Below are 4,900 nucleotides of genomic sequence, written 5' to 3' on the forward strand. Positions count from 1 at the left end.
CGCGGTCGGCGTCGCCATAGACCCGACGGCTGCCGTCGTCGAGTACCTGCGGAGCGAGAAGACCCCCGTCGGTGAACTGGTCACCATCCAACCGGCCTCTGGCGCGGACGACCAGGCCATCGCCAACGCGGGACAGGCGGTGGCCTATGCCCAGCAGATCCGCGACCTGGTCCGGCAGGAACTCGACCGTCAGCCCGCTGCCGGGTGCATCCACCTGTTCCTGGCCGGTCCTGGGGGGCTGGCGCTTCTGCTCGGCCACCGGTGGAACCGCACCCGGAAGACCGTGGTCTATGAACACCTCGGCGCCGGCCGCGGCTACACGCCGGCGTTCACTGTCGACGCCTGACAGTCGACTCGATCGCCACGTCGCTCAGACCGTCACACGGCACCTTCCCGGTAGCGACACCTACGAGGCCGCCAGCGCCGCCGGGCAACTGCGGTGTGGGAGGCCCCGGTCGGGTGGGCAGCACACGAACGGGTGAACGGTCCGGCGGTGGGCCACACCGACTACGCCTTCGTGACCGCCCTGTCACACAATGCCCGCGCAGCGCACCTTCCCCGGACAGGGAGGGCCGCCAACGGGAGGACACGATCATGATCCAGCTGTACACGACTCTGATGAGCCTGATGGTCGCCGGCAAGTCCATGCTCGACGAGCGGGTCCGCGCGCTGCGCGGCGAGGACGCCGAGCGGGGCGCGATCACCCTGGAGACCGTCGTCATCGCCGCCGGGCTGCTCGCAGCCGCTCTTGCGCTGATCGCGGTCATCGTCGCCGCGGTCACCGGCCGCATGGGCGCCATCGTCTGACCCGGTGAACCGCCGCCCCCTGCTTCCCTGGCTGCGGGCCCGCGTCCGGGGTGAGCGCGGGTCGGTCAGCCTTGAGCTCGCCGTCGTCTTCCCGGTCGTGCTGCTGCTCATCTTCGGCACGGTGCAGGCGGCGTTGTACTTCCACGCTCGCAACGTCGCCCTGGCCGCCGCCGAGGAGGGCCTGCGGGACGCCCGGGTGGAGAACGGGTCCGGCTCGGCCGGGGTACGGCGCGCCGAGGCCTTCCTGGCCGACGCCGGCGGCAGCCGCGTCCTGCTCGACTCCTCGGTGACCGCCGACCAGGGCGCCACCGAGGCCACGGTCACCGTGGCGGGAACCTCGCCGAGCGTCCTGCCCGGGATCGGCGGGTTCGTGGTGTCGCAGTCGGCCACCGGACCACGGGAACGGGTGACCACACCGTGAGGTGGCCGCGCGGTCGGCTGGGTGGCCAGACCGGGTCGGTCAGCCTCGAGTTGGCCGTCCTGGCGCCCACCCTGCTGCTGTTCATCGGCGTGCTGGTCTACGGCGGCCGGTTGTCCCTGGCCACCCAGGCGGTCCAGGCCGCGGCCAGCCAGGCGGCCCGGGAGGCCTCGATCGCGCGCACCCAGCCAGAGGCCGACACGACCGCCGCGTCAGTGGCGGCCGCCTCCCTGGCTCGGCAGGGCCTGGACTGCGTCACCAGCTCGGTGTCAGTGGACACGACCGGCTTCGCCGCACCCGCCGGCACCCCGGCGACCGTCACCGCCACGGTGACGTGCGTGGTCGCCCTGGCCGACCTGTCCGTCCCGGGGCTGCCGGGCTCACAGACGGTCAGCGCCACCGCCGACAGCCCGCTCGACACCTACCGGGAGCGCTGATGCGCACCCCACGCCGGCTGCGTGAGGAGCGGGGCTCGCTGTCGCTGTTCTTCGTCGTCGCCGCCCTGGCGTTGCTGGTCACCGTCGGTCTGGTCGTCGACGGCGGCGGGAAGATCCGTGCGCTGCAGCGTGCCGACGCGGTGGCCGCCGAAGCCGCCCGGGCCGGCGGCCAGGCCATCGTGGAAAGCCGCGCCGTCCGCGGACAGGGCGCGGTCGCCCACCCTGCGCAGGCCCGCGCGGCCGCCGAGGACTACCTGGCCGCCGCCGACGTCGCCGGCACGGTCACGGTCATCGACGGCACCCGGCTGCGGGTCGAGACCTCGGTCACCTACGACCCGGTCTTCCTCGACCTGGTCGGCGTCGGGACGCAGACCTCGACCGGTGAGGCGGAGGTCCGCCTGGTGCAGGTCCTCGACGGCGAGGTCACCCCGTGACGGCCGCCGCCGCCCGGACCCGGCTGCGCGGCCTGTTGTCGCTGCTGCTGCTGCTGGTGCTGCTGGTCGGGATCCCCGTCGGGCTGGCCGTCGTGGGGGGCAACCCCCTGCCGTCCTCGCTGCCCAGCATCGAGGACGTCACCACCGCCCTGAGCAGCCCCGACGACGGGCAGCTGTTCCTCGGGGTCCTGTTGGTCGTGGGCTGGTTGGCGTGGGCGTTCTTCGCGCTGTGCGTGCTCGTCGAGGTGCCCGCGCAGCTGCGGGGCCTGCCCGCCCCCCGGCTGCCGGGGCTGGGGCTGGGTCAGGCGGCCGCCCGCGGCCTGGTCGCGGCGGTGCTCACGCTGTTCCTCAGCGCGCCGGCGGTGGCCAACGCCGCCCCCACCGGCAGCGCCAGCACCGACCCCTCCAGCGCCGCGACCGCGGTGTCCCAGCAGACCGACGGCCGCTTGGGCGTCGACCCGGACCGTCCCCAGCCGGCACCCGCCGCCACCGGCCCCGCGGGGGTGACCACCCAGGGTCCCGCGGCGGCCAGCCACCAGGTGGTGGTCGGGGAGTCGTTGTGGTCGATCGCCGAGCAGGAGCTGGGCGACGGCGCCCGCTGGCCCGAGATCGCCGCGCTGAACTACGGCGTGGTCCAGGCCGACGGGCAGGCGCTCACCGACGCGCACTGGCTGACACCCGGGTGGACGCTCATCCTTCCAACGCCGCCGGCCCCCGCCCCGGTCACCCCCGGCGCCGCCGGACACACCTACACCGTGCAGGCCGGGGACACCCTCACCGAGATCGCCGCCGAACAGCTCGGCGACGCCGACAGGTACGCGGAGATCGCCGAGGCCAGCCGCGACGTCGAACAGCCCGGTGGGGCCCGCCTGAGCGACCCCGACGTCATCGACGTCGGCTGGACGCTCACCATCCCGAGCACCCCGACAGCGCCGGCACCGGAGCCGCCGCCAGCGCCAGAACCGCCGCCAGCGCCAGAACCGCCGCCAGCGCCAGAGCCGCCGGCACCGACCCCCGCACCGGCACCCACGGCCGAGGCGCCCGCGCCGACCACAGACGACGCCGCAGGCCACAGCCGAGGCGGCGACAACGAGCCGGACGGCTCGGCGGACGCCGAGCTGACCGCGGTCGACGACACGTTTCCCGTCCGCACCGTCGCCGGCGTGGGCGCCCTGCTCGCCTCGGGCGTCCTCGCCCTGCTCGCGACCCGCCGCGGGATGCAGCAGCGCCGCCGCAGGCCCGGGCAGACCATCCCCCTGCCCACCGGCCCCGCCGCAGCCGTCGAACAAGAACTGCGCGCCACCGCCGACCCGCTCGGCGTCGACACCGTCGACCTCGCGCTGCGCTCACTGGCCCGCGACCGCGCCACCACCGGCCGGCCACTGCCGGCCGTGCGCGCGGCCCGACTGACCGCAGGGCAGTTCGACCTCTACCTCGCCGAGCCCGCCCACCTGCCCGAACCGTGGGCCGGGACCATCGACGCCACGGTATGGACCCTGCCCGCCGGGGCCACCGGCACCCTCGACCCCGCACTCGCCACCGAGGTGCCCGCTCCCTACCCGTCGCTGGTCACCATCGGACACGACGAGGAGGACGGACACGTCCTGCTGGACCTGGAGCACCTCGGTGCACTGAGCATCCGCGGCGACCACACCGGCACCCGCGAGGTCCTCGCCGCGATCGCCGTCGAACTGGCCACCAGCCGCTGGGCCGACGACCTGCAGGTCACCGTCGTGGGCGCCTACCCCGAACTGGAAGACACCCTGCAGACCGGCCGGATCCGCTACGTGCCCGCCGCCGGCCGCCTCCTCGACGAACTCGCCGCCCGCGCCGCCCGCGACCGGCAGGCCCTGCTCACCGGCGCCGGCGACCTCAACACCGCCCGCGTGAGCGACACCGACACCGATCCGTGGACCCCCGAGATCGTGCTGCTCACCGGCGAGGTCACCGCCACCCAGCGCGCCCAGCTCGAGCAGCTCACCGACCAGCTGCCGCGCGTGGCCATCGCCGCGGTCACCACCGGCCCTCCCGTGCGCGGCGGCTGGGGTCTGCAGCTGGACGGCCAAGAGGCCGTCCTGGAGCCAGTCGGCCTGCGAGTACGCCCGCAACGGCTCGACGACCACACCTACCTGCAGCTGCTCGAGGTTCTCACGCTCACCCACGAGGACCCCCAGGGACGGCCCACCACCGCACCGGAGCCGACCCTGCAGGACCTGCCGGCCCACGACCCCGGCGCCCACTCGCACGTCGTGCCCGTCCCGGCCGCCGCCGCAGACGACCTCGTGTCCCTCGATCCGACCGACGGCCCGCCGCCGCCTCGGGTCAGCAGGTACCGGCAGACCTCCCGGCAGCCACCCACCGTGACGCCGACCCCCGGGGACACCAGCGGGCCCGACTGGCCCCTGGCCACCAGCGGGTCAACCGCCGTCACCACGCCCAGGAAGGACCCGGTCGGACCGGCCGCAAGGGACGCGGGGACCCCTACGGGTCGGCCCGACGTCGAGCAGGACGGCAACACCGCCCCGCAGACCAGCGGCGGCCGCCTGGACGACGTCGTGCCGACACCGGCGGCCCATGTCCCCGAGCGGCACGACGCCACAGGCGAGGAGGCCGGCCCCCCGGACGACGACGATCCAGCAGATGCCGGACAGGACCGGCCGGCCGCCACCGCCCCTCGACTGCTCCCCACCGGGCCTCGCGTTCTCTTGCTGGGCCCGGTCGACATCGAAGGGGCCGAAGGCCCGGTCGAGCCCAGCAAGCGCGCCAGCCTCACCGAGCTGGCCGCCTACCTCGCGCTCAACCCC

General features: G+C 74.9%; 6 protein-coding genes. All 6 read left to right on the forward strand.

The genetic code is table 11. From position 1 onward, the window contains the following. A partial coding sequence (locus BUB17_RS23960) for an SAVED domain-containing protein (RefSeq protein ID WP_175561473.1) occupies positions 1–346 on the forward strand: 346 nt, incomplete at its 5' end. A 248-nt stretch (positions 347–594) separates the two neighbouring features. Continuing rightward, positions 595–807: a hypothetical protein gene (locus tag BUB17_RS23965; RefSeq protein WP_072921158.1), complete on the forward strand. Its 213-nt coding sequence runs from the start codon at positions 595–597 to the stop codon at positions 805–807. 4 nt (positions 808–811) lie between these two features. Then, a complete protein-coding gene (locus BUB17_RS23970; RefSeq protein ID WP_244277462.1) occupies positions 812–1,228 on the forward strand; it encodes a TadE/TadG family type IV pilus assembly protein in 417 nt (138 codons plus the stop codon). Beyond that, positions 1,225–1,662, forward strand: coding sequence for a TadE/TadG family type IV pilus assembly protein (locus tag BUB17_RS23975; RefSeq protein ID WP_072921159.1), 438 nt, complete (start codon positions 1,225–1,227; stop codon positions 1,660–1,662). The genes BUB17_RS23970 and BUB17_RS23975 overlap by 4 nt, the downstream gene beginning before the upstream one ends. Further along, entirely contained in the window at positions 1,662–2,096 is a 435-nt protein-coding gene (locus BUB17_RS23980) for a pilus assembly protein TadG-related protein (protein ID WP_072921160.1), read from the forward strand. Before BUB17_RS23975 ends, BUB17_RS23980 begins: the two co-directional genes overlap by 1 nt. Next, the coding region (locus BUB17_RS27205) for a LysM peptidoglycan-binding domain-containing protein (RefSeq protein ID WP_072921161.1) at positions 2,093–4,900 on the forward strand (2,808 nt) is incomplete at its 3' end. The genes BUB17_RS23980 and BUB17_RS27205, both read left to right, overlap by 4 nt.

It is taken from the genome of Geodermatophilus obscurus, assembly GCF_900143215.1.
GTDB classification, from domain to species: Bacteria; Actinomycetota; Actinomycetes; order Mycobacteriales; family Geodermatophilaceae; genus Geodermatophilus; species Geodermatophilus obscurus_A.

Coding starts and splice junctions, on each gene's coding strand:
- BUB17_RS23965 (WP_072921158.1), top strand. CDS start 595: ATGATCCAGCTGTACACGACTCTGATGAGCCTGATGGTCGCCGGCAAG.
- BUB17_RS23980 (WP_072921160.1), top strand. CDS start 1,662: ATGCGCACCCCACGCCGGCTGCGTGAGGAGCGGGGCTCGCTGTCGCTG.